The organism is Synechococcus sp. PCC 6716 (assembly GCF_022570815.1).
Classification (GTDB): Bacteria; Cyanobacteriota; Cyanobacteriia; order Thermosynechococcales; family Thermosynechococcaceae; genus Thermosynechococcus; species Thermosynechococcus lividus.
In genome coordinates, this window is sequence record NZ_JAKLTU010000008.1 from 124,310 (window position 1) to 148,186 (window position 23,877).

Annotated in this window: 26 protein-coding genes and 2 pseudogenes; 12 read left to right on the forward strand and 16 right to left on the reverse strand. The window is 52.9% G+C overall.

What is annotated here, in order from left to right; all coding sequences use genetic code 11:
• The first annotated feature begins 63 nt into the window (after positions 1-63).
• Positions 64-1,428 (forward strand): TrkH family potassium uptake protein, encoded by a 1,365-nt coding sequence (locus tag L5220_RS06465; protein ID WP_448515374.1) that lies wholly within the window; start codon positions 64-66, stop codon positions 1,426-1,428.
• Here the strand turns inward: L5220_RS06465 and L5220_RS06470 are convergent.
• The 3 genes from L5220_RS06470 to L5220_RS06480 all read right to left on the reverse strand — a co-directional run bounded on the left by L5220_RS06470 (position 1,425) and on the right by L5220_RS06480 (position 3,503).
• Entirely contained in the window at positions 1,425-2,501 is a 1,077-nt protein-coding gene (locus tag L5220_RS06470; protein WP_499572433.1) for an isocitrate/isopropylmalate dehydrogenase family protein, read from the reverse strand. The two genes, L5220_RS06465 and L5220_RS06470, sit on opposite strands and share 4 nt — an antisense overlap.
• A gap of 120 nt (positions 2,502-2,621) precedes the next feature.
• Positions 2,622-2,831 carry a hypothetical protein gene (locus L5220_RS06475; RefSeq protein WP_499572435.1) on the reverse strand — a complete coding sequence of 70 codons (210 nt, stop codon included), beginning with the start codon at positions 2,829-2,831 and terminating at the stop codon, positions 2,622-2,624.
• Positions 2,832-3,503, reverse strand: coding sequence for a PHP domain-containing protein (locus L5220_RS06480; protein ID WP_448515371.1), 672 nt, complete (start codon positions 3,501-3,503; stop codon positions 2,832-2,834).
• 174 nt (positions 3,504-3,677) lie between these two features.
• On the opposite strand from L5220_RS06480, the gene L5220_RS06485 reads away from it, so the two are divergent.
• A complete protein-coding gene (locus L5220_RS06485; protein ID WP_448515370.1) occupies positions 3,678-4,046 on the forward strand; it encodes a YccF domain-containing protein in 369 nt (122 codons plus the stop codon).
• 7 nt (positions 4,047-4,053) lie between these two features.
• Here L5220_RS06485 and L5220_RS06490 read toward each other — a convergent pair whose 3' ends face one another.
• From L5220_RS06490 to L5220_RS06505, 4 genes are read right to left on the reverse strand one after another with little or no spacing between them, the layout of a single operon-like run.
• Positions 4,054-4,746, reverse strand: coding sequence for a DUF1449 domain-containing protein (locus L5220_RS06490; protein ID WP_499572437.1), 693 nt, complete (start codon positions 4,744-4,746; stop codon positions 4,054-4,056).
• A 5-nt stretch (positions 4,747-4,751) separates the two neighbouring features.
• Entirely contained in the window at positions 4,752-5,540 is a 789-nt protein-coding gene (locus L5220_RS06495) for a TIGR03943 family putative permease subunit (RefSeq protein WP_499572439.1), read from the reverse strand.
• 34 nt (positions 5,541-5,574) lie between these two features.
• A complete protein-coding gene (locus L5220_RS06500) occupies positions 5,575-6,087 on the reverse strand; it encodes a cytochrome C (protein ID WP_499572441.1) in 513 nt (170 codons plus the stop codon).
• Positions 6,088-6,094: 7 nt separating this feature from the next.
• Complete coding sequence (locus tag L5220_RS06505) at positions 6,095-6,520, reverse strand: DUF4346 domain-containing protein (protein ID WP_448527742.1); 426 nt, start codon at positions 6,518-6,520, stop codon at positions 6,095-6,097.
• Positions 6,521-6,624: 104 nt separating this feature from the next.
• Between L5220_RS06505 and L5220_RS06510 the strand changes: the two genes are divergently transcribed.
• The 3 genes from L5220_RS06510 (at position 6,625) to L5220_RS06520 (ending at position 11,232) form a co-directional block, all read left to right on the forward strand.
• Positions 6,625-7,296, forward strand: coding sequence for a potassium channel family protein (locus L5220_RS06510; RefSeq protein WP_499572443.1), 672 nt, complete (start codon positions 6,625-6,627; stop codon positions 7,294-7,296).
• Positions 7,297-7,315: 19 nt separating this feature from the next.
• On the forward strand, positions 7,316-8,992 hold the full coding sequence (locus L5220_RS06515; protein ID WP_499572445.1) for a DUF3685 domain-containing protein: 1,677 nt from the start codon (positions 7,316-7,318) through the stop codon (positions 8,990-8,992).
• 377 nt (positions 8,993-9,369) lie between these two features.
• Entirely contained in the window at positions 9,370-11,232 is a 1,863-nt protein-coding gene (locus L5220_RS06520; RefSeq protein ID WP_499572447.1) for an iron uptake porin, read from the forward strand.
• Between the two features lie 242 nt (positions 11,233-11,474).
• Here L5220_RS06520 and L5220_RS06525 read toward each other — a convergent pair whose 3' ends face one another.
• A complete protein-coding gene (locus L5220_RS06525; protein WP_499572449.1) occupies positions 11,475-12,116 on the reverse strand; it encodes an alpha-ketoglutarate-dependent dioxygenase AlkB family protein in 642 nt (213 codons plus the stop codon).
• Between the two features lie 144 nt (positions 12,117-12,260).
• Here L5220_RS06525 and L5220_RS06530 point away from each other — a divergent pair, with 144 nt between their 5' ends.
• The 3 genes and pseudogenes from L5220_RS06530 to L5220_RS06540 all read left to right on the forward strand — a co-directional run bounded on the left by L5220_RS06530 (position 12,261) and on the right by L5220_RS06540 (position 14,067).
• Positions 12,261-13,094 carry a hypothetical protein gene (locus L5220_RS06530; protein ID WP_499572451.1) on the forward strand — a complete coding sequence of 278 codons (834 nt, stop codon included), beginning with the start codon at positions 12,261-12,263 and terminating at the stop codon, positions 13,092-13,094.
• A 36-nt stretch (positions 13,095-13,130) separates the two neighbouring features.
• Positions 13,131-13,830, forward strand: a pseudogene (locus L5220_RS06535) (IS1 family transposase); the annotation flags it as partial.
• A gap of 18 nt (positions 13,831-13,848) precedes the next feature.
• The gene (locus tag L5220_RS06540) at positions 13,849-14,067 is read left to right on the forward strand and encodes a hypothetical protein (RefSeq protein WP_499572512.1); all 219 of its coding nucleotides are present in this window, start codon (positions 13,849-13,851) and stop codon (positions 14,065-14,067) included.
• Here the strand turns inward: L5220_RS06540 and L5220_RS06545 are convergent.
• Genes L5220_RS06545 through L5220_RS06560 form a run of 4 tightly spaced genes read right to left on the reverse strand, consistent with a single transcriptional unit; the run spans position 14,064 to position 18,038 of the window.
• Positions 14,064-15,260: an S-layer homology domain-containing protein gene (locus L5220_RS06545; RefSeq protein ID WP_499572453.1), complete on the reverse strand. Its 1,197-nt coding sequence runs from the start codon at positions 15,258-15,260 to the stop codon at positions 14,064-14,066. The genes L5220_RS06540 and L5220_RS06545 overlap by 4 nt on opposite strands.
• 8 nt (positions 15,261-15,268) lie before the next feature.
• Positions 15,269-15,643 carry a hypothetical protein gene (locus L5220_RS06550; protein WP_099799198.1) on the reverse strand — a complete coding sequence of 125 codons (375 nt, stop codon included), beginning with the start codon at positions 15,641-15,643 and terminating at the stop codon, positions 15,269-15,271.
• 8 nt (positions 15,644-15,651) lie between these two features.
• Positions 15,652-17,577, reverse strand: a complete 1,926-nt coding sequence (gene speA / locus L5220_RS06555) for a biosynthetic arginine decarboxylase (protein ID WP_448514537.1) — start codon at positions 17,575-17,577, stop codon at positions 15,652-15,654.
• Between the two features lie 56 nt (positions 17,578-17,633).
• Entirely contained in the window at positions 17,634-18,038 is a 405-nt protein-coding gene (locus L5220_RS06560) for a hypothetical protein (protein WP_448514534.1), read from the reverse strand.
• Between the two features lie 68 nt (positions 18,039-18,106).
• Here L5220_RS06560 and L5220_RS06565 point away from each other — a divergent pair, with 68 nt between their 5' ends.
• Genes L5220_RS06565 through L5220_RS06575 form a run of 3 tightly spaced genes read left to right on the forward strand, consistent with a single transcriptional unit; the run spans position 18,107 to position 21,141 of the window.
• The gene (locus L5220_RS06565) at positions 18,107-18,397 is read left to right on the forward strand and encodes a YggT family protein (protein ID WP_099799200.1); all 291 of its coding nucleotides are present in this window, start codon (positions 18,107-18,109) and stop codon (positions 18,395-18,397) included.
• 11 nt (positions 18,398-18,408) lie between these two features.
• Complete coding sequence (gene mnmG / locus L5220_RS06570) at positions 18,409-20,316, forward strand: tRNA uridine-5-carboxymethylaminomethyl(34) synthesis enzyme MnmG (RefSeq protein ID WP_499572455.1); 1,908 nt, start codon at positions 18,409-18,411, stop codon at positions 20,314-20,316.
• A gap of 6 nt (positions 20,317-20,322) precedes the next feature.
• Positions 20,323-21,141: an urease accessory protein UreD gene (locus L5220_RS06575; protein ID WP_499572457.1), complete on the forward strand. Its 819-nt coding sequence runs from the start codon at positions 20,323-20,325 to the stop codon at positions 21,139-21,141.
• Between the two features lie 236 nt (positions 21,142-21,377).
• Here the strand turns inward: L5220_RS06575 and L5220_RS06580 are convergent, their stop codons facing one another.
• A complete protein-coding gene (locus tag L5220_RS06580) occupies positions 21,378-22,712 on the reverse strand; it encodes an alkaline phosphatase PhoX (protein WP_499572459.1) in 1,335 nt (444 codons plus the stop codon).
• A gap of 29 nt (positions 22,713-22,741) precedes the next feature.
• Positions 22,742-22,900, reverse strand: coding sequence for a hypothetical protein (locus L5220_RS06585; protein WP_448514529.1), 159 nt, complete (start codon positions 22,898-22,900; stop codon positions 22,742-22,744).
• A gap of 9 nt (positions 22,901-22,909) precedes the next feature.
• On the opposite strand from L5220_RS06585, the gene L5220_RS06590 reads away from it, so the two are divergent.
• Positions 22,910-23,116: a hypothetical protein gene (locus tag L5220_RS06590; RefSeq protein WP_499572461.1), complete on the forward strand. Its 207-nt coding sequence runs from the start codon at positions 22,910-22,912 to the stop codon at positions 23,114-23,116.
• A gap of 70 nt (positions 23,117-23,186) precedes the next feature.
• On the opposite strand, the gene L5220_RS06595 is transcribed toward L5220_RS06590, so the two are convergent.
• A complete protein-coding gene (locus L5220_RS06595) occupies positions 23,187-23,489 on the reverse strand; it encodes a hypothetical protein (protein ID WP_499572463.1) in 303 nt (100 codons plus the stop codon).
• 99 nt (positions 23,490-23,588) lie between these two features.
• Positions 23,589-23,747 (reverse strand): annotated as a pseudogene (locus L5220_RS06600) (IS1 family transposase); the annotation flags it as partial.
• Positions 23,748-23,877 lie beyond the last annotated feature (130 nt).

Here is a 23,877-nt window from a genome sequence, read left to right on the forward strand (position 1 = left end):
TGGAGCACAGCGACGGAACTTGATAGATTAGCGTGGAACCCCTCTATCGATCTCCTTGATCTCATGCTCACTGTTCCGCGCACGATCTGCCTAGGGTTTTTAGCCGTCATTACGGTGGGTACGCTGTTGCTATGGCTACCGTGGTCCACCAGTAACGGCCAGTGGAACCCCTTTGTCATTGCTCTATTTACAGCCACGTCAGCGGTCTGCGTGACCGGCCACATCATCGTTGATACCCCGACGCATTTTTCGACCTTTGGTCATTTGATCATTTTGCTGCTCATTCAGGTGGGAGGCTTAGGGTATATGACCGCCACCACCTTTCTAATTATTTTGCTAGGACGGAAGTTTAATTTGCGGCAGAAAATAGCGGTACAACAGGCTCTTGACCGACGGGGCATTCAGGGGGCGCGGCAACTGGTGCGCTCAATTTTGGGGTTGGCCTTCCTCTTTGAAATTACCGGTACGTTGTTGCTCTGGTTCGTATTTCGCCAAGACTACGGGGATTTAAGGGGACTATGGCTAGCAGTCTTTCACAGTATCAGTGCTTGGAATAATGCCGGGTTTAGCCTTTTTAGCGATAGCCTAATGAGTTACCAAACCTCAGTGCCGCTCAACTTTGTCATTTCTGCTCTGATTATTTTTGGTGGCATTGGCTATGACGTGATTTTTGAATTTTACCTGTGGCTGACCGACTGTTTACGGCACTGGGGGCGACCTCGCTACTTAGTGCGTAAGGCTCGCCAAATGACGTTTAGTCTCAATTTCAAGATTGTCACCAGTACGACGGGGATACTGTTGATTTTAGGAACAGCAATGCTCTTGCTAACGGAGTTCCGGTCACCAGAAGCGTTTGGTCAGTTTTCCCTTGATCAAAAGCTACTCCTTGCGTGGTTTCAGTCGGTAACTGCTCGCACCGCAGGCTTTAACACCGTTGACATTGGCAGCTTTAGAAACAGCGGCCTCTTTATCATGATTGCCTTAATGTTTATTGGCGGTAGTCCTGGCGGTACGGCAGGGGGCATTAAAACAACGACGTTCCGTATTCTTGCTGGGATTACCAAATCAACGCTCCAAGGTAAGGATGTGGTGCTGCTCTATCGCCGCCAAGTGCCCCCCACCCTGATTATGAAAGCTGTGGCAGTGACCGTTGGCTCGATGTTTACGGTGCTGATTTCAACCACCTTGATTGCGATCGCCGACCCGGAGATCAACTTTATTAACATCCTTTTTGAAACGGTCTCCGCCTTTGCAACCGTTGGCCTTTCTACCGGTATTACGAGTGGGTTGACGGTGTTTTCTAAATTTGTGTTAGTGGTAACGATGTTTGCTGGACGGGTGGGCATTCTGCTGCTGATGGCCGCCATCATGGGTGATCCGCGCCCGTCTAATATTCAGTACCCTGAGGAGAACCTGCTGGTGGGCTAGGGGGCAGCGTACTCAGCAATGGCCGCTGCCATTTCTTGGGTGCCGACGGGGGGTTGGCCGGGAGGGGCTAAATCGTAGGTCACCGATTTCTGCTCACCGATGACTTTTTCCACAGCAGCTTGCAGGCGGTGGGCGGCCTCCATTTCCCCAAGGTGTTGGAGCATCAGAACCCCCGATAAAATGAGGGCAGTGGGGTTGGCTTTGTTTTGTCCAGCATACTTGGGAGCAGAGCCATGGATGGCTTCAAACACCGCATACTCATCGCCAATGTTGGCACCGGGGGCAACCCCAAGGCCGCCAATCATCCCTGCGCACAAATCTGAAAGAATATCGCCGTAGAGATTGGGCATCACCATGACATCGTAGAGTTCCGGCTTTTGCATGAGTTGCATGCACATGTTGTCAACAATGCGGTCTTCAAACTCAATGGCTGGATAGTGGGGGGCAATCTGCCGCGCCCGCTCCAGAAACAGGCCATCGGTAAATTTCATGATATTAGCCTTGTGTACGGCGGTCACTTTTTTGCGATGGTTGGCTTGGGCGTACTTAAAGGCAAACTCAATGATGCGATCGCTGCCGCCGACTGAGATCGGCTTCACGCCAATGGCTGCATCGTCACGGATGGGCTTGCCCGCCAGTTCACTTAAAAAGGCACGGGCTTTGGCGGCTTCCGGGCTGGTGTACTCAAACTCAATCCCAGCGTAGAGATCTTCAGTGTTTTCGCGGACAATCACCAGATCAATGTTTTGGAAGTAGCTTTTGACCCCCCTAATGGATTTAGCGGGACGGAGGTTAGCATAGAGGTTTAACCGCTTGCGAATTTCCACATTCACAGAGCGAAAGCCGGTGCCCACTGGGGTCGTAATTGGACCTTTGATGGCGGTTTTGGTAGTCTTGATGGCGTCGATTACCTCATCGGGCAAGGGAGTACCGTAGCGCTCCATCATCTCCACCCCGGCATCCACGACTAACCAGTCAATTTTCACACCCGTTGCGTCAATGGCTGTACGAGTGGCCTCGGCAACTTCAGGACCAATACCATCACCACGGATGAGGGTTACAGAATGGGACACGGACGGTTTCTCCCTAACGGTTGTAAGATCAAGTAAACTGGCGATCGCACGAGGATAGGTCGCTCAGATCACACTAGAGCGTAGCATACCCTTCCAGAAACCGTGAAGTAGCTTTGGAATTCATTGGCTGGTGATACTTGACCACAACTGTCGCCAGTATTCCCAGAGTCGCTCTGGGCCAATCCCAAACACGAGTTGCAGCAATAAGACCACAGCGGCAACTTTCAGGGCTGTGCCTAGGGTCAGTTTCATCACCCCCACTAGCCAGCGCAGCACGAACCATGTAATGGCGATCGACCCCACCGTGATGAGAAGTTCGGTGCCTGTCATCTAGCGCCGTACGAGGATGTCTTGCCCATGGGTATCAGTGCCGCAGGTTTCGAGTAACTGGTGCTCTACGGCAATTTGGTGGAAAATGGCTGTGGTCTCTGGGGTTGATTCCCACGGATCGGGGTTGCCGTAGCAGTAATAGGTTTCAATGCCATCAATGCCACGGGCAATGGCGGCAGGAATGAGTTGCTCGGCAGGGAGTCGATAGCGGGCGGGGTGTGCCAAAATTGCTAAGCCACCCGCCTCGTGCAGGGCAGCAATCACCCGCTCTGCCCGTGCCAACTCCCCTTGGGGGGCAGACCCCATGGCGTAGAGGTGGAGAACAGGTGCGTTAGGATCAAAGCCATAGCCAAGGATGTGGACTTCAGTGTCAAGGAGTTGGGCGGTGATTTCAATGCCGGTGAACACTTGGGGGCGATCGCTCCCTGGGTAGGCTTCAACGTAGGTTCGGGCTTGGAAGTAGCCTTCGAGGGCATGGTGATCCGTAATGGCAAACCCTTTTAGACCGTGAATCATTGCCTGCTGCGCCACTTGCTGTGGGGTGAGCTGACCATCGGAATAAATGGTGTGGAGATGAAAGTTGTAGTGGTAGGGGCAACTGGTTGCCGTCAATGTCTGAAACAGACCGCGGAGGGCTTCAGCCTGCGTCACCATAAGTGCAGCAAGGGTCATGGGCATTACCAAACATTACGCCTTTACTTCTCCAATATAAACTTTCCTTAAGGAATCGGGGATAAGCATTCCTAATACGGGTGATCATGGCGGCAACGGCACTTGCTAGGCTAAGGCTAGTACATGCACTTGCTAGGCTAAGGCTAGTACATGCAATTGGTGAGGAACAGATCCATGAGCTTGCTTGGCAATCTGATCTGGCTAATCTTTGGGGGGCTATTTACTGGCATTGGCTATATGATTGGGGGTCTGAGCCTTTGTCTAACCATTATTGGGATTCCCTTTGGCCTGAAAGCCATTCAACTGGGCTGGAGTACCCTGCTCCCCTTTGGCAAAGAGATTGTGGAATTGCCCAGTGCCAATAGTACCCTAACCATGATCTTTAATATTCTCTGGTTACTTATTATTGGTTGGGGGATTGCCCTCAATCATTTGATCTGGGGCGTGATCTTAGCCATTACTGTGATTGGTCTGCCCTTTGCCCAGCAGCACTTCAAGCTGATGATTTTGGGCTTACTTCCCTTTGGCAGGGAACTCAAGTAGGCTGTGCCTAGGAATGTTGTTCGTCGCTGGGTTGCTTTTGCTGGCGCAGCCATAGTCCTTCGTCTAAGCTGTCTTTAGCAATCACCACATACTCACTGCCTTGGCGATCGATAATGAGGACATCTTGCCGGTACTGGGGGATAACGGTTGCCCACGGTGGTAGCACGGCAGGCACCGTCAAACGGTTACGCGCTGCATCTAAAACGCTGACTTGGCCAATGCCAGCTCCGCTGGGCGGAATTTGAGCAGAGCTGACATGCCCTTGACACCCCAACAGGCGATCGCCACTGGTATCCTCGCTAAACTGGGCAAAAATCCGTCCCAATGGCCGGGAGCAGAGACTACCAAGACCGAGGGAACTCCCAATCGCCACGATGGCAATGAGTGCCCCCCACCCCCCCATCGGCCAGCTGCCATTGACCAGATAAAACAGCACATTCAATAACCACCCCAGAAGCCCAAGAAAGCTAAAGTCTAGGGCAAGTAGCAAAATCAGAGGTGCTCTGCCCACGCCTAGCCAGTGCAGTAGGGTCAACAGGGACATGCCCTCTTCACCATCGATGTCCACCTCAAGGGCATCAGCATCGGTATCCACCTCTGCGTCTTCGTCGCCAATATCCCCAACAATGACGGTCAAAAAGAGTAAAATCCCCATCCCCAACACAATCCAGTACGGTAAGTGAACCAGATGGAACAGCATTCGAGTTAGTACATAAATGGATTATCAGGTTCCGGAATAGGGGTAATGGTGGTTGCCACCAGTACCAGTTGCCGTCGCTCTCCTAGGGTTTCCGTCGCCATTTGCCCTTCAACGCGGAACCATTGGTCCTGGGGATAGGCTTGGCGGGGTTGCGGCAGTTTAACAGGTAAGCCCACCGGGTAAGCATCGGCAGCGCAGCAGGTGATCACAAATCGCGTCAGTGTCAGGTAATTGTCTGGAAGTTGGCGACTGTGAACCGCAAAGCCATCAATCTTAGCCGGTAAGCCTGCGTAGGCATCCGGTTCAGGATAGACATCGAGGGTGCGAACCCAATCAATGAGGGTGCGATCCTCCGGTCGTTGGTTAAGGCGAAAGGTGGCGGGGCTATTGCGGGTGACGGTTAACCCTTCGTCAAGGCCACGGTGAATTGCAGTATCGCTGTTAAAGGGACGGGGGGTAATGAGCAAACTAATGACTGCTGCCACAATTAAGATGGCAAGTGTCCAAGCCGGTGGCAACAGGGTAACGTGCTGCATCGGCGCAGTGGCACCTCGCCACAGCCGCCAGCTTTGCCAACCACTCACTGCGAGCAACAGAAACCCAGCGGCGATCGCCAAGGCAAAGTAATTGGGGTGAATGAGTAACCCCAGCCGCCCCTGTAGCCAATAGCTGAGAAAGACCATTGCCCATAGGAAAAGTGCCAAGACCGTCAACCACTCCTGCATCAGCCAGCGACGGCGGGTGATCAGGCGTTGGGCGCGACTGGAATAGCGACTCGATGACGCAGAAAACATGAGGCGGTGGGGAATTCACCTTTCGCTAAACATTCTAGGGGGAATGTTGCCACTCTGGGGTCAACTCCCGAAAGTTAAACAGCGTGGCCTTGGGATGGCACTGGCTGCAACTGCCAAGGGTCACGGTGTCTGGTAACTCCACCCGGGGATGCAAAATTCTGAAAAATGGCGATCGCCCCAGCCGAAAAGGAATCTGAGCATCAGCACCCAAGGCGCGGGAGTAGGTGCGCAGATAGTTCCACAGCGGGGTCATTTCCGGACGGGGAATGGGGGGTAGGGTTGCCCCATAGTGATTGGTATCTTGGATTAAGACTTGCCAAGCCTCAGCGGGCATGGTTTCTGGGGGGAGAGCCAAGTGACAGGTACCGCAGCGCCGCAGATAAATTTGCGCCCCTAACTGGGCGTTGAGGGGTAACACATCCACAGTGCCACTAAAATCAGGGGCAGCGATCGCCCCTAGCCCCATCCCCACAAGAGCGCACAGCCCTAGTACCGCTAGCCCCAGCCAAAGCCGCCACTGCTGTTGCCGACCCGTTTGGCTAATCATGAATGGTCTAATCTTGAATATACTCAATGCCCTCGTCCAAACAGAACTGCGCCCGCATTAGCTCGCGGCCAAGGTAAGCCGCATGGTCAAACATTGTGACGAACTCTCGCTCTTTCTCAAAGAGTTCAATGCACAACTCCTTTGCCGTACGACCGCTGAGCACCACATCCGGTTCCCGCAGTACCTTCCCCTTAGTGGGGATAGGTTCCCCCGTCTGTGGATCAACGGCTAAGCCTTTTTCATTGATGGCATTGGGGTAGTGCTTCATCCAGATGCGTTGCTGCTCGTGATCAATGTAGATGATGAAGTAACCCGCTGGATCAAGGTGAATAAACCGCTGCGACAGTTTGTTGTCAAGGGCATCCCGTTCCGCTTTACTCAAGACTACTGCATCCTCTAGCCATTCAACCTCTATTTTACGGGGTTGCTGCATCTGTACGCGACAATAGCTTTACCGTATCGTAAGAGCAATCCTTTGCCCCTTACTTTTTTGTTTTTTGCAAGGAGAGACGCCCATCCTGCCGCCGGTGTTGTCCCATGACCTACAAACCACATCATTTTATCCTTGAGAATAAATATACTCAATTACTGGTGACGCAAATTCTGCTGTTGATCCTGCCAACGCTGATCGATGGTGAAAGTGCATCGATGTTGACCTATATTGCTCTTGTGTCTCTGGCGGTGGCTCTTACCCTACGCACATTTGAGGTTCAGGTACGGACGTTAGTTTTTTTTCTCATGATGACCGTTGCGGTCGGTTTGGTGGAAGTGGTGCTGGTACTGCTTGATGCTGACTATCCGCATATCTCTTTAGTGCTCAATGGGTTTCATTTGGGAATCACAGCCATGGCCGTTGTGTTTATTTTACGAAGAATTTTCAGAGCCAATGTGATTACTGGTGACTCGATTCGTGGGGGGGTTTGTGTTTATTTTTTGGTGGGCTATTCGTTCTTTTTTATTTATCGGATGTTGCTCGATTATTACCCTCACAGCTTCTCCAAGCCTATGCATTTAGACGGTTTATTTAGTTTGTTGTACTTTAGCTTTACGACCCTCACGAGTGTAGGGTATGGGGATATTACGCCAACCACTCCCTTTGGGATGGCGATCGCCAACCTAGAGGCGATTTTTGGTCAGATGTACTCAGCTATTGTCATGGCGCGCTTGGTAAGTCAATATCTCAATAGTCGCTCTGGGAACATGGGCTAACCACCGCTATAAGGCAACTATGACGAGTACTCCTACACCATCACCCCCCTCCGTTGGCCTGCTCCTTGTGGAAGGGGAGGAGGTGGTGCGACTAGGACTGACGGTGGGAATTCGCCAGCAGCTTGGGGTTGAACCCTTGGTGTTTAGCGATGGCAATGATCTGATCACCTACCTTAAGACAGCACCCCTAGACAGCGATCGCCAGCCGTGGTTACTCCTATGCGATGCCCAAACCACCGTGAATGATGCGGCAACGCCATGGCTATGGCAGTGGATCAAACGCCATTATCCAAACCTACGGGTGATTCTGACGGTGCGTCCAGCGGCTCTGGAATTGGTGCAACCAGCCCAACAGGCTGGCGTGGAAGGCATCTACCCCCGCCAGATTGCCCTAAGTGAACTGGTGGCAGGGGTAGTAGCCATTGCCCAAGGAGAGATCATCCATACCCTGMCCCCCCCAGACCCGCCGCTGAAAGCGTTGTTTCCTAACCCCTTCAATCGCTGGCGGTACCAATTGCTACAGGAGGGGTTAATGGAAATGGACACATGGCTGAGAGCACTGGATCAGCACTTGGGTCAGGCTAGCCTTGGTTCCCTTGAGCGCCTAATATGCGAAGGGCGACACCGTGAAATTCGTGCCGCTCGCTGGTTAGTTGCCCGCTTTTTACCCCAGCCCAGCGCTCCGCCACCGCCCGTGCACCTCAATCTGCCGCAGCCAACGGTGGAATTACGAGCTACACTCGTTGACCGCTGTCTAGAGCGAGCCAAGTCAGACTTGCTTAACTTTACCAGCCGCCCCCTCGAACTAGATGTGCTCAGGGTGCCACAACGGCGGGAGTTACTCTATACCGTTGTGCAGCAATGGGATGCATTCGTGCGGACGCTGCAAGCAACACCCCCGACTCAAGACTTTTTGCAGCACCGGCGCGATCGTCTACTACGGGATCTGTGGGAGCAGAGCCTACGGGAATTTTTTAGCCCCTACCGTTACCTAGCTCTTGGGGGCGATCGCGATCTAATTGACACCTTATTAGCCGATGCCGATATTGTAGCAGACGTCTTTCTAGCGCCGCTGCCCTTAGTACCGGAGTTTCTGGCGCATCTGCTGTGGCAGCATCCCCTCAATATCAATCAGCACACCTACCGCTACAGCACTCCAGAGACCTTGGACATTCTTGATGTCCTTTTGGATCATTGGCTACTGACTCTTGCTAATGCTATCGTTTACCCCTTGCTCAATCGCTTGTGCTACAGCGCACCCATCCAGCAAACCTTTTTTAGTGCTCAGTACATTTCTAGCCGCGAAATGGAACGCTTCCGTAACACCCTCTCCTGGCACTACCGGTGGCAGCGGTGGGTCAAAGAACCCCAAAATATTTTTGAAAGCCGGCTGGTGCTGCTGCGCCTGAGCGATCGCGGCATTCAGGAATTTACCCTCACCCTCCCACGGCAACAGGAACTGCTACAACTCGAAGGCATTCCCTACGCCCTCACCCTTGCCCTAGAAACCCGGGATGCCCTTGCGCCACCAGTGCGTGCTGTGGTCGCTTGGGTGGGCAAAGGGGTCATTTACCTACTGACCCAAGTCATTGGCCGCGGGCTAGGACTGATTGGCCGGGGGATTTTACAAGGCATTGGCCAGTCCGTCAGCAATAGCTGGAGCACCTCCGAAACAAAGAAACCCCCCTCAGCTTAAAGAAAGTAACAGCAAAACTTAAACCGTGCTTAACCCTGACATAACCTCAATGTTTGTACAGTAAAACCAGACTAGAAGTACCCTACCTCATAGCTCCTAAAGAGTTATGCTGGGTGTTACTCTAGAACCACGCTGAATTACCTCGATCAAAGAGCTACCTGAACCTTGAGGGTCTAAAGGTGGAGTGCTACACTCGTGGTAATGAGTTTTGCTAGGGCAGAGATCAAAAGTTCGTATTGAACCCACCTCTGCACCGTGCATAAGTCCCGTTGATGTCTTAGTACTATAGATGGTGACTGGAGTTAAGACTTTGTCTTGGTTGGGAGCCTGTCCTCTGGCCAAGTCAAGTTCATTGAGGAGTGAAGGGAGTAAAACGTATGTCTCGTATTGTTTTAGGCTTGGCTTTGGCCTCGCCGATTTTCGTATTGGGAACGCTCACCAGTGCAGCCACCGCTGCCGATAGCTCTTTGACGACTATCAGCGCCACAGAGTTTCAAGTCTCCACCCCTGGGGCGCAACCCCTAACAACGTTGCCCACAACCTCTGAGCTAATTGCCCAGAATCGGCGTACGGCGGCTCCCATGCCCTCAGTGGCAGAACTAGAATCTGGGCCAGTTATTGCCCCCGCCGCATCCCAGCCACAGGAGCGGAGCTTGGGTATCCAACGCAACTTACCCCAAGTGACCTCGGTTAACCAACTTTCGGATGTGCGCCCGACCGACTGGGCCTACCAAGCCTTAGCCTCCTTGGTCGAAAAATATGGCTGTATTGCGGGCTATCCAGACGGCACCTTCCGGGGAAACCGCGCCGCCACCCGTTATGAACTAGCGGCTGCCTTAAACGCTTGCTTGGATGTAATCAGCGATCGCTTTGCCACCAAAGAAGACTTGGCCACCCTGCAAAAACTGATGCAGGAATTTGCCAACGAACTGGCACTTGTGAAAGGTCGGGTCACCAACCTAGAAGGCCGGGTTGCCAACCTAGAAGCCACCCAGTTTGCTACCATGACCAAACTGAGTGCCACTGTCATCTTCAACGTGTCGGATGTGCTGACGAATGACCGTGCCGTAGCCCCCGGACTGATTAACCCCGGGCTAACCGTTGACGACAACCCTGTTGTTAACCAACGAACCCGTATTAACTTTGATACGAGCTTTTACGGCAAAGACCGCCTGCGCCTGCGTTTGCAGTCAGCAAACATCCTGAGCTATGCGGGTTTGACTGGCACGAACATGGGGCGGTTAGGATATGACGGTACTTCAGCTAATGCCTTTACCCTACAAAAAGCGTTTTATAGCTTCCCTGTGACGAGTCGTGGCTTCATGGTGCTGGACTTCGTAGGGGGTGAGTTCAACGATAACGTGTTCAACTTTAACCCGCTGCTGCAGTCCAGCGATACGGGTGCGTTGTCTCGCTTTGGCCGCTTCAACCCCATCTATCGTGCAGGAAATGCCGCAGCCGCAGCGGGGGTTACCTTTAAGTACGATGTCGTGCAAAACAAAGAGCGGGGGACTGGGGTGACCCTGAACATCGGGTATCTTGCCCCCACCTCTGATAATCCTTTCCGTAATGACCGTAACCCTGCAGGGTTCAACAATGCAGTGGGGAATACCAACGGTTTCTTTAATGGTGCCTATGCCGCGCTGGCACAAGTAGATGTGCGCCCGGTTAAAAATGTTGCCCTGGGTTTAACCTATGTGCGCTCTTTTGGCCTCGACCCCTTTGGCGGTACCGGCAGCACAGGGAACTTCTCAGCGGCTAACCCGACCCGTATTAGCTTTGCGAACAGCACGGCAGACACGTTAGGGTTCCAGTTTACCTATCGCCCGATTCAGAAGTTGAACATTGCTGGTTGGGTTGGCTATTCGAGTGTGAATGGTGTACAAAACAACTTTGACTATCCGACTCGTGCCAACAGCGCTGAGGTGCTGAACTGGGCGGTCACCCTTGCTTCTCCAGATCTATGGAATAAAGGGGATGTGTTGGGCTTTATCTTTGGTCAGCCACCGCAAACGATTAGCCTGAGCAACACCTTCGTCGCTAATTTGCCTGCGCCTTTACCGGCAACGCCAGTGAGTCGTACGGCGTTCAACTCGTTCCACTTAGAAGGATTCTACCGGTTTGCAGTGATGCCGAATATCTCGATTACTCCCGGTATCATTGCCATTATTAACCCCAACAGTAACTCCAACAACGATCCTATTGTTGTCGGGGCAGTGCGAACCACCTTTAGTTTCTAGACACTCCTTCGCTCAATCGTAATGCATGCAGGGAACTCATCATCGGGTTCCCTTTTTTGTGGTTCTGACATCCTCCCCCTGCCTAAAGGCGGAGGATGCCTCTTTCATCCAGTCAACTTGTCAGCATTGCTGATTGAATAAATCCTTCTAATTAAGACACCGCCACCTCGCGTAGCAGGTGGAGGAGTATTCATTCTCTAATGCTTTCAAACTTGGCTTACTAACGATCGCCACTGAACTCCTTAATTGAGGAACGTCTTGATGATCCTAAAGGTCAAGTTGATTCGCGGTGCGACGTTCCTTGACGTTTTTGGAACTTGGTGAAACCAGTAGTGCTGAGTCGCTCCACCCATGATTAACAAACTACCGGCACTGAGATCAAACGACACCCTCAGGTGAGGGTTCCTCTTGTGTTTGAATGCAAACCTCCGCGTTGCCCCAAAACTCACTGAGGCAAGGATCGGGTTCTCTCCTAGCTCCGGTTCATCATCGCTGTGCCAGGCAACGCTGTCATTTCCATCCCGATAGAGGTTGATCAAGACGCTATTAAAACTCACACCACACACGCTCTCGATAGCGTTTTTAATCATCATCAGAGTCGGTGTCCAAGGTTCCGGCTCCATTGTAATTCCTGAGTAGGTGTAGGATTTCTCCGGATCGCCGTGCCAAGCAGTAAGTCTAGGCACAAGCATTGTTTTGCCAAATAGGGTGATTGAGTCCTGCCGCCACGGAGTCTGATTCAGCAATTCTGAATAGATGTGTTCACTGTCTATAGCACTGAAAAATTGCTCGTAGAATATAACGCTGGCATCAGGGATGTCGATAATTTGGGGTGTAAGCTGGACTGACGCGTCCTGAGAGTCCAAGAAATTGAGCTGCTGCATCACTCGCCACCGACGACTACTCCTATCCTGTCACGTCATCTCAGCCTAACGGACATTTTTGAACGAGGCAGGGCTAGGGCAGAAGGGGCTGACATTTGAGCGCTGACATCCTAATATCAAAACAACTTTGGGCATACTTTCCCTATGACTTCCCCTGTCGTTCTTGGTAATCGACCTTTAAGCCCTCTACAACAGAAAGGACTGGATTGGGTGCAGTTATGGGGAGGTCGAGATGTGGCACTGGCGATCGACCTGACGGAAAGCGTAGGTCTTAACGATTCGGGACGGCTCCACTTGCGCCACATTGTTGAACAAACCCTTAATAAAGGGGACACAATCCATATCATTCCCTTTGCTACGACGGCGCGATCGCCCATTACGATTGAGTATCAAGGGGAACAGGACATTCCCAAAATTTTAGAAGTCATTCCCATGAATGCTGGGCCCGAGCGCGGCACCGATATTCAATGTGCTGAGCTTTACGTTTATCGGTACCTTGCGCAACTGAATCAAAGGCGACTTCAACAGCAACAGCCCATTAAGGCACAGTCAGTCATTTGGTTAACCGATGCCCCCCTGAACATTCCTCAAGGTGAATCACAACGGTGGACTGAAGCTCCCAATAGCCCCTGCGGCATCCATAACAGCCCTAGGGCAGACGAGCGGAGCCAATGGCTGGGGACCTTACCCATGACCCAACGCAGTATCCAGCCGGGGCAGTTTCAGCTTACTGTTGTTGATATTCCTCCGACCGTACAGGAATTTTGTACCCCCAAACCCGGTGGTGGTGAAGTCTGCCTTGTGAATAGCTACCTTTGGGTACAACTTTGGTGGCAACTGCTGCTAGTGAGTTTGCTTGGAATGGTTGTGGGAGGCGGCGGCCTGTTTTTCTTCATTCGCTGGCTGAGGCAGCAACTTCCGTGGACAGTTACGGTGGCGGTGGGTGACCAAGAATACAGGGTAGTCCCAAAAATGTAATGATGGAGAAGTAAGGTTTGACGGAGTTACGGTTCTATACCTGTCTGTCCTAGATGTGCATCATCCCAAACGGTCAAGACTGGCCACATCCACAATGGCAAACACCGCTTTAAATGCCATGAGTGCGGATGACAGTTCATTGAGCAACCTAGCAAAAAAGTCATTCACCAAGACACTCGTGCATTGATTGACCGCTTGCTACTCGAACGGGTCTCCCTAGTGGGGATTGCCCGTGCTGCCCAAGTGTCAGACCGATGGTTACAAACCTATGTCAATGATAAATATGCGACGGTGCCCTGTTATATGTAGGTGACATCGAAAAAAAGGGGCGGCTAACCATTCAATGCAATGAGTTATGGTCGTTTGTGGGTAGCACGGGAAATAAACAGTGGGTATGGCTAGCGATTGATGCGGACTCTCATGAAATTGTGGGGGGTATATTGGAGTACGGGATGAAACGGCTGCTCGTCACATGTGGGAGTCATTGCCTGCGGTGTATCGTCAATGTGCAGTGGCTTCCACTGACTTTTGGGCAGCTTACGGAGCAGTGCTACCGAGCAAGCGCCATCGAGCGGTTGGGAAGGATGGTGGCAAGACTAGCTATATTGAACGATTGAACAACACCCTGAGGCAACGGGTGTCTCGATGAGTCCGCCAAACCTTATCCTTCTCAAAATCTCTAGAAAATCATATTGGTGCAATCTGGTATTTCATCCATGCTTACAATGCATCATTAACCTGTCTAGGACTACCAATGCGAGCACTGGCGATCGCCAACGAACTGCGCAAGGTGCAAGCCACGAACCCCGAACTCAAAAATCTACAGTTTTATGCCTATTCTGCCGGACAACTTTACCTGCTTAACGGTAACCTTGCCCCACCAAATCGCAATCCAGATAGCTCTCGCCGTCGGATTGAGGTACGCTTTACGCGCAGACGCGAGAGAGAGACACAAGTTGCCCCCGTAAACTAGCTGCGGCGTGCTTGTAAAACGCTTTGGGCTGAAAGGCCATCGCTGCCATTGCCGATATACCATAGCGCCATGGCTGCTTCGGCATGGCTCACCGCTTTCTTGGGTTGCAGCAGTAGGGTTTGCCCCCACACCCGGCGAATATTAGAGAGATCGCCAGCAAGGTAGTCAGCAGCCACAGCGTTGACTGCGCTCGGGGCAATACGGGTGCTGTCTTTGAAGCCCCACGTTTGCTGGATGCGATCGATGGTGCTGGGGCTGAGCTGCCCCTGTTGATCAAGGGGAACCTTCCACTGCAAGAGGGTTTCGCGATTGAGGGGGGCATCGGGACGAAACAAAGCACTCGCATCACCGGTTAGCGGGCTAGGTAAAAATCCAGCCATGGCCAAGCCCTGAATATAGGCAAAATCAGGATGTTGGCGGGGCACGTCTTGAAAAACCGGATCATCGTTACTGGTGCCTAGGCGAATTTGGCGAGCGGGGCGATCTTCGTAAAATCGGTTGTAGGTAGTCACCAACCAGCGGACAAATTGACTGCGGCTAATTGGGCTATTGGGATCTAGCTGATTGCCGGAGGTCGGCAATGTGCCCAGTTCCGCTAGTTCGCGGATGGCGGGCTGGAATGGTGTGGGAGCAGCGTCAAGATCACTGAAGGTTTGCGGGGTGAGTGCCGTTGTTGGCGATGGCGTTGGCGCGGACTCTCCATTAGTCGTTGTGGTAGTCGTTGTGGGTCGATAGGCTACGGTAAATTCAGTGGTGTTATTGGTGGTGGCGGTGTTAATGGTTACCGTTACTTCTAAATCGGCACCAACGCCCTTGAGGGTCATGCTGTTATCAGCAACCTGTTGTTCAACCAGCCGCCAGTTAGTTTGCTGAAACTGTTCGCTATAGAACTGCTGAATGGCGATCGCTGGTGCTGAGGCTTGCCAGCGGGTTTGAATTGTGTTCGGATCGTTGGCAAGGGGCTGAGTCTCTAGGAGTGTGGCATTGGGGAAGCGCAGGGTCTGGGGCAAGGTTGTGGTGGCAGGACTAGGGGATGGGCTGGCGCCCCACTGATCGGCATTGGAATCGGCGGCAAACAGGTTTTGCAGGCCACTGCCTTCGCAACTGGTTAGCAACAGGACACAAAGGATTAAACTGACGCGCACAAGGGGCGATCGCGAACTCTTCAACGGAACCGATACCTCACAAATCATGCAGTGATTTAGGGGGATAGGGCAGCACGCAGCCGCCACAATAGCAGGGTTTGACCCAGTTCAAGGGGCAGGAGTGTTACGCCTTCCACACAGGATTGCACCCATCCCTCTCCCCAACACCATTCCTGCCAGCCCTCGATCCCGCGTCGTAACACCAACACCAGTCGATGGTCACTGACCAGCTCTACCCTGTGCTCAATGGTGAGCCAGCCCAACTGGGTTGTAAACTGGCATCCTTCGTTGAGGCGATCGCTGCTGGTGTCAATGTGCAGCGGCCACAGCCATTGACGCATCTGGGTTGGCTCCGTTAAGTAGGCGGTCAACTGCGCTGCCGTAGCTGGCATTTCAATGCGCAGGTGGCTCGACTGAAAGGTTCCCAGCATAGATCCCCCTAGGTCGATAGGTACGTGTAACTGCGTAAGCTCCGCTCATAGTTTTCTAGGAGGTGTTGTGCCTCCGCTAGCGTAATGTGCTGCTCGGCAAGGGCATCTTCGGCACGGCGGCGAATATTTTCAAGGAGCGCGTCCCCGTGATACTGAACATAGCCCAGTACTTCTTGCATTGTATCGCCTCGTACCAAGTGCTCGATTTCATATCCCTTGGGGGTCAGCCGAATATGAACAGCATTGGTATCACCAAAGAGGTTGTGGAGGTTGCCCATAATCTCTTGGTAGGCACCATTCAGAAATAACCCCAGATAGTAGGGTTCCCCTGGCCGCAAGGGATGCAGCTCCAGCACCGACTTGACATCCCGCAGGTCAATAAACCGATCGATTTTACCGTCGCTGTCACAGGTGAGATCCGCCAAAATTCCTCGCTCTGTTGGCTCCTCCTCAAGTCGGTGAATCGGCAAAATCGGAAAAAGCTGATCAATCGCCCAACTGTCGGGTACCGACTGAAACACCGAAAGATTGATGTAGTAGATAGAGGCCATGATCTTTTCAAGGTCTTCGAGATCGTCGGGTACGTAGTCCTGTTGGCGGGCGATCGCCAGAATTTTGCTACAACAGGCCCAAAATAGCTGCTCTGCCCGTCCGCGCTCCGGCAAACTTAGATAGCCAAAGTTAAACAGACTGATGGCTTCACTCTTAAACTGCAAGGCATCGTTGTAGGCTTCTTGGTAGTTGCTCACATCAATGCTTTGGTACGTGTCGTAGAGGTTGCGAATAATTAAATGCTCCTGCGCCGTTGCCGCCTCGGGTACGACCTTGGGTACGCTGCTCACCCCCAATACATTGAACACCAGCACCGATTGGTGGGAGGCAATGGCGCGCCCACTTTCGCTAATGAGAGTTGGTACGGGAATATTGCGCTCACTACAGGCTTCCTTGATCTCGGCCACCACATCACTGGCGTAATTTTGCATACTGTAGTTTTTGGAGGCATGGAAATTGGTTTTGGAGCCATCGTAGTCAACGCCTAAGCCGCCGCCCACATCGAGGTATTGCATATTAGCACCGAGGCGCACCAGTTCACCGTAGATCTGCCCCGCTTCGCGAATGGCATCTTTAATCACGCTAATGGCAGAAATTTGCGAACCAATATGAAAGTGCAACAGTTGGAGAGCGTCCAGCATCTGGGCTTGGCGTAGCTGCTCCACTGCTGTTAAAATTTCCGGCACGGTGAGGCCAAATTTGGCGCGATCGCCCGCAGAGGTGCCCCACCGCCCCACCCCTTGGGTACTGAGCTTTGCCCGCACGCCGACAATGGGGTCAATCCCTAGGGCTTGGCTGACGGCAATGACCTCTGGAACCTCCTCCGGTTGCTCAAGGACAATGATGGGGGTATGTCCTAGTCGTCGCGCTAGGATCGCTGTTTCAATGTAGCTGCGATCTTTATAGCCATTGCAGATGAGAAGGGCACCTGGGGTCGTGAGCATCGCTAGGGCAATTAATAACTCTGGCTTAGACCCTGCCTCAAGGCCAAACTGGTGCGACTGACCAAAGCGAACCAGTGCTTCAATGATGTGGCGTTGCTGATTACACTTAACCGGAAAGACTCCCTTATAGGTACCGTTATAGCCATAGCGGGCGATCGCCCGGGCAAAACAGGCATTCAGCCGCTCAATGCGATCTTCAAGAATATCGGAGAAGCGCAGCAAAATCGGCAGGCCAATATTGCGCTGTTGCAGAGCCTGCACTAGTTCATAGAGATCCAGTGATCCACCGCGATCGCCCTTCGGCGAGACGGTGATATGGCCGGCTGCATTAATACCAAAGTAGGGTTCCCCCCAGCCTTGAATGCGGTACAGTTGCTCACTGGCCTCAATGCTCCAGCCTGCTGTTGTTGTTTCTACAGTTGCTGATCCAGCACCCATATCTGCTTGTTGCCCAACCAAACCGTGCTGATCCTAACCTGTTTCAGCAATAGCGACTAGTCAAGGGGATACTCTAGCCCTGCGAACATCGCAGCCACAACCCGCTGGGCTTTTTGATCAAGTTGGTGCCAGTCCACCTCTCCTGCCGCATCCAATAACCCCATATCAGCCGTCACCTCCCCCACCTGAAAGTCATGAATGCCTGCGTAATCTAAGTCTGGGGTATAGTCCGCAAAGCAGATTTCGTAGCACAGTTCCCATAAATTAACCCGCTGGTGGCGATCGCCGCGCCGTAAGTGCAACCAGTAGAGCACCTGCGGCTCTGAGGTGGGCAGTTCAACCGTTTCGTACTCCCCCTGCCACCCTGAGGTTTCTAATTGTCGCCGCAAATGATCTAGTAAGCGAATCAATGCCGGTTGTAGCAGTTGAGCCGCCGCATACCATGGGTGTTCTGTTGTCATGCCTGTCTCGCTTCCGCCTGCATTGGGTAGAATAAAGGGTATCCGCCAGCATCGCCAAGAGGAGTTCTATGACCGAGGCACCGGTTTTACCCATCCTACTGATGGGGATTGCCAACTTTTTGCAAATCTATCTCATTATCCTCTTAATTCGGGTTCTCCTGTCTTGGTTTCCCAATGTTAATTGGTACAACCCGCCCTTTTCCTTCCTGAGCCAGCTAACGGATCCCTACCTCAACATCTTTCGGGGGCTGATTCCTCCCATTGGCGGTCTAGATTTTTCCCCCATTATTGCCTTTTTCCTTTTGCAGTTTCTCGTACAACTGTTGGCGGGGTTTTCCAGTAGTGCCACGTTCTTTTAGGGTCTTGCGGCATGTCCACGCTGTTTCAAGATGAGTTTGCGGTGATTGTGGTGGGGGCTGGCCATGCAGGCTGTGAAGCGGCCTTGGCCACGGCACGCCTAGGCTGCCGCACCCTACTGCTGACTCTAAATCTTGACAAAATTGCATGGCAACCCTGTAATCCAGCGGTGGGGGGGCCTGCCAAATCCCAATTAGTGCACGAAGTGGATGCCCTCGGTGGTGAAATTGGCCGCATCACCGATCGCACGTACTTGCAGAAACGCCTCTTGAATGCCTCCCGCGGGCCAGCGGTCTGGGCGCTGCGAGCACAAACCGACAAGCGTGAATACAGCGCCCTCATGAAGCAAATTGTCGAAAACCAGCCCAACCTCCTAGTGCGCGAAGGCATGGTTACCGACCTAATCTTAGATGGCAACGATAGTGTGATCGGCGTGGAAACCTACTTTGGTGTTGCCTTTCGCTGCCAAGCCGTCATTTTGACCACGGGAACGTTCCTCGGCGGGCGCATTTGGGTTGGCAATAAGTCTATGGCCGCCGGTCGCGCTGGCGAGTTTGCGGCAGAGGGGCTATCCCAAACCTTGGCACGACTGGGGTTTGAAGTGGATCGCCTGAAAACGGGTACCCCAGCACGGGTCGATCGCCGCTCCGTGGACTACAGCAAAATGGAACCCCAGCCCCCCGATGAGCAGGTGCGCTGGTTTAGCTTTGATCCCAGCGTGTGGGTAGAGCGCCCTCAAGAACACTGCTACCTTACCCGTACCACCGCAGCAACCCACCAACTGATCCGCGAGAACCTGCACCTCACGCCGGTCTATGGCGGCTGGGTAGAAGCCAAAGGCCCCCGCTACTGCCCCAGCATTGAGGACAAAATTGTTCGCTTTGCCGATAAAGACAGCCACCAGATTTTTATTGAACCCGAAGGCCGCGACACCCCTGAGCTTTACATTCAAGGGTTCTCAACCGGACTGCCGGAACCCCTACAACTGCAACTGCTGCGCACCCTCCCGGGGTTAGAGCACTGCATTATGCTGCGCCCCGCCTATGCGGTGGAGTATGATTACCTGCCGGCCACCCAGTGCTTTCCTACCCTGATGACTAAGAAAATTCAGGGGTTGTTTTGTGCAGGTCAGATCAATGGCACCACGGGTTACGAAGAGGCTGCTGCCCAAGGAATTGTGGCGGGGATTAATGCAGCGCGGTTTGCCCAGGGCAAACCCATGATCACGTTTCCACGGCAAGAAAGTTATATTGGCACCCTCATTGACGATCTGTGTACCAAAGAGCTGCGGGAGCCATACCGGATGCTCACCAGTCGTTCGGAGTATCGGTTGGTTTTGCGATCCGACAATGCCGATCAGCGCTTGACCCCCCTAGGGTATGAGATTGGCTTGGTGTCTGAGGAACAGTGGCACATCTTTCAAGCCAAGCAAGAGCGCCTAAAGGCGGAACGTCAACGGCTGGAAACCACGCGTCTTAAAGCCCACGACCCCATAGGTGAGCAGATTGTGGCTGCCACCGGCCAAGGGATTAAAAGTGCCATTACCCTCGCTGATCTGCTGCGGCGATCGGGGGTCCATTACGAGGTGCTAGATCGCTATGGCTTGGGCAATGCCGATCTTGCCCCTCAGGAAAAAGAGGCGGTGGAAATTGCCATTAAGTATGCAGGCTATATTGAGCGGCAACAGCGGGAAATTGAGCAGATCGCTCGGCAGGAGCAACGGCCACTGCCAGCGGATTTAGATTACTTTGCCATTCCTACCCTTTCTATGGAGGCGCGAGAAAAACTGAGTGCCATTCGCCCCCTGACCCTAGGGCAAGCCTATCGCATTGGTGGGGTGAACCCCGCCGACATTAATGCCCTGCTTGTCTATTTAGAGGTGCAGCAGCAGCGGCAGTCGTTAGTAACGGTCACCGGGTAGCGATGCGTGGCAGGATGGCTTGGTGAACTGGAGTTAGCCTACGCTTGGCAGCAGGGACGCACTGTTGCCTGTCGTACCTATGCGTCAGCACCCCTGAAACTACAGCGCTCCTTTTATCCCGAAGGGGGGCACATTTGCCATAATGTGCTGCTCCATACGGCTGGCGGCTATGTGGGGGGCGATCGCCTCGCGCAAACCATTACCTTGCAGCCCCACTGCCATGCCCTCATTACCACCGCTGCTGCGGCCAAGGTGTATGGTCGTGCCCAGCAGCCAGTGGACAACCGGGTTCACTGTCATATTGGTGAGGGAGCCTCCCTAGAATGGCTGCCCCAAGAAACCATTGTCTTTAATGGTGCTCAGTATCGCCACCAGTTGCATATTGAACTGGCCACCACAGCCCAAGTTTGCCTTTGGGAGATGACCCGCTTTGGCCGCACGGCTCGCGGTGAAGCGTTTTTAACAGGACACTGGCGATCGCACATCGACGTGTGGCAGGCAGGCGTTCCCCTCTGGATTGATCGCCAACACCTCGACGGAACACTCTGCACCGCCTTGAATGGCTTGGCAGGGCGTACCCTTGTGGGCACCCTAGCATGGATTGGCACCACCGTGACACCAGACCAGATCATGGCACTGCGGGAACTGGCCAGCCCTTTCCAAGGAGAGCTAGGGGTCACTCGCCTCATTCGGGGCGTGGTGTGCCGGTATCGAGGGCACTCAACCCCAGAGTTACGGCAGTGGTTTATGGCCGCTTGGCACCTGCTGCGGCAAACTCTGCACCCAGATCAGCCTCGCCATCATCCACGGGTGTGGCCGTTGTGAGGGGATTGCGCCAGTGATATACCCCGGACACTCATGCTGACGCATAGCGTGTGGGCTGCTCAGTGACTCCTGCTAGTGCATCGGATGTTACCTGAGCTTTATTGACGGCATGCCCTACCGCCAGAAACTTGATATTGACAGCCGCATTGTGATCACGGTCAATCGTTAAACCACTGGATAGCCTGCACTCTATCCACTTCGGATGAGCCTCGGGAGTCATGGCACTGACACGCAGTCTAGGCGCGCTGACCCCACGGCCCCCAAATGGCAAAGGTCATCCCCGGATGGTAGAGGTTGACAAACATCGTCTGACCATCGGGAGAAAAGCAGACTCCCGCCAGTTCTTGATCGTTGAGAGCATTCTGGGCAAAGGGGTAGATTTCTCCTTGAGGAGTAATGCCAACTAGGCGTTTGTTGCTGGAGTCCCCATCTTCGCAGCAGAAGAGATCCCCCCACGGTGCCATAACAAGGTTGTCGGGATAGTCCAAAATATTTTTTCCGGGAGACTCCACAAACAGTTCAATCGTACCGCCGTCATTAGTTGTAGAGCCTGGACGGTACCGCCAAATTTGCCCTAGGCGTTTGTCGCCGCCACTGGTGGCTGTGAAATAAAACTCGCCGTTGTGGTAACACAGTCCTTCCCCACGGACAAACTGGGCTGCCCCGCGGTCATTGCCTTGATAACGGACGGTGTCCACGGCAGGATCTGGCTCAGGAATAGTGACCCACTCGACTTCAAAGGGTTTGCGTAGGGGAAAGTCGCTGCCAGTGTTGATTTTGGGATAGCGTTTAATTTTGAGGGCTTGGAGCACTCCCCCCGCTGCTAGCTGCCTAGGCTCCTTGGGGATAAACCGATAGAAGAGGCTGTCGCCGCGATCTTCTGTTTGATAGATGATGTTGGTTTTTGGATCGATGGCGATCGCTTCGTGTTGAAAGCGACCCATGGCTTTGAGGGGCACCGGAGTCACTGGGCCTTGAGCAGTAATGGGGACTTCAAAGTTATAGCCGTGGCGTTTTTGCACAGGGCCTCGGTTGGCTGGGTTTTCGGGGGTGGCAATGGTTTCTTCGCAGCTAATCCAACTGCCCCAGAGAGTTGTGCCGCCAGCGCAGTTGCGGGAGGTACCTGCCAAGGACACATAGTGGCGCAGCAGTTGCCGATCCTTACTCACTATTAGAGTGGTGGTGCCCCCGGGGGCAATGGGGTCATACATTTTATCTTTGGCAGCAACAACGCCTTGGAAACTACGGGGCAGTCCGGGATAGACTTCATGATTGCGCACCAAAATTGTTGACCCATCCGGCCCCGGAAAAGCCGCCATACCATCGTGGCAGGTGGGAACGGGGTTACCATCACTGAGGCGATCGCCTAGCCTAGAAAAGACTCGATATTGAAACCCTGCCGGTAGATGCAGCAGCCCCTGAGGATCTTTAACCAAGGATCCAAACCCCCGACCTGCGACGGAACGACCTTCGGCAGCACGCTGGTAGAGCAGTTGTAGCCCTTGGGGAAATAACGTTAAGCCGACCCCTGTGGCCGCTAACGTAAGAAATCGGCGACGTTGCAAACTCATGGTTTATTTTAAACTCTCTGTAAGCTAGACTACACAGGCACCATCAGTGCTCCCCTTTGTCTTACCGTGAATCCCCAATCAATTTCAAGCTTGAGTCGCCCGCTTAGCAACTGCTGCTGAAGACCTAGGGCGATCGCGCCCATCGAGAGTTTATCGTCAACCCTCGCTACACCTCGAAAACCTGTCATTGTTGCAACGTGATAGGTCATCGGCAGGGCAAAAGGTGTGCGTGCCTGAACCTGTCCTGCGGCTGGATAGGAGATGCTGATGTGAATGGAGCGAAAAATATTGCTACTTTGGGGGGGCTTGTAAACATCCCTAGAGGCTCCGAGATACTGTCCTGCTCATGGCAGGATGTTGTCTTGAGGGCTGCTGAAAGCCCCGTCCTCTATCGGGCGAGGTAGTTTACGGATAGGTTTCCGCAGTGGCCACAGCGGTTGTAGCTCGTTATGAACGTTCCCCCTTGCTTCTAGCCTAAGAGGTACTTGTTAACCGCGAGCGCTGCTTTTGCCAGTGCATTCCGGCTGCGAATAATGTTGCAGCAGTAGCACTACTGCCAATAATCAGCCATCCCCAAGGCAAGGGCAACGTTCGCATCTCTGAGTCTGGCTCTATTGCTGAAGTGTCTCCCCGCAGTGATTGAGCATAGAGTTGCATCGCCCCCTCTGCCACAACCCGATCGCCGTCAAAAAGTCCCTTCACGACTTCCACACGATATCCCAAGCGTTGGCCAAGGATGACTTCTAACTGGCGCAAATACTGTACCATTCTGGACAAAAAGGCATTGCTGAATGGAGCTATGAATCAGAGGCAAACAGATTTTCTTGAAAATTCAAATAATAAATTAGTAAACAAATTAGAGTATCTTAACATCTATACGGATTTAGAATAGCACAACGTTTTCCGGTGCAACCGAGCAAGATAATGTCTTAAACGTGTATTCTCACTTTCTACTCTCGTCATATACGTCTTACTAACCATATGGTCTTCGTCTGCTATGAAATGTCCATAAACTGGCCATCCATCAGTTACATACAGCGGTTTCCGCAACGATATGGAACAATTCTTGCAGAAACAATATTATGAGACGTTGAAGAACTACTTTGCTTATCTGCTGCTACTGTACCAGTTAGTTATGCAAACCGCTGTAAGTAAAAGGATAGGA